This window comes from Adlercreutzia sp. DFI.6.23 (genome assembly GCF_024462535.1).
Taxonomy (GTDB): Bacteria; Actinomycetota; Coriobacteriia; order Coriobacteriales; family Eggerthellaceae; genus Adlercreutzia; species Adlercreutzia rubneri.
The window spans coordinates 1-292 of the sequence record NZ_JANGBP010000709.1; the positions used below are offsets into that span (position 1 = coordinate 1).

Here is a 292-nt window from a genome sequence, read left to right on the forward strand (position 1 = left end):
CCCCGCCCCGCCCGTTCCGTTGCCCCATGCCGACAACGATCACGGCATGACCACCCAGATTCGTTTGGACATGGAGGACTAGCGTCGTGGAAGCCATGATTCCGCTGTTTCTCGTGTCGCTCGTCGTCGGCCTGGTGGTCGGCGTTTTGGCGGGGCTGCTCGGCATCGGCGGCGGCTTGCTGCTCGTGCCGGCGTTCAAGCTCGGCTACGCCATGGACTCCCTCATGTGCACCGCCACCTCGCTGTTCACCATCATCCCGACATCTATCTCAGGTGCGGTTTCCCATATTCG

At 63.0% G+C, this 292-nt stretch carries 1 protein-coding gene; it reads left to right on the forward strand.

Annotated elements, in window-relative coordinates:
* Nucleotides 1-95 precede the first annotated feature (95 nt).
* The coding region (locus tag NE591_RS15155; protein ID WP_256157089.1) for a TSUP family transporter at nt 96-292 on the forward strand (197 nt) is incomplete at its 3' end.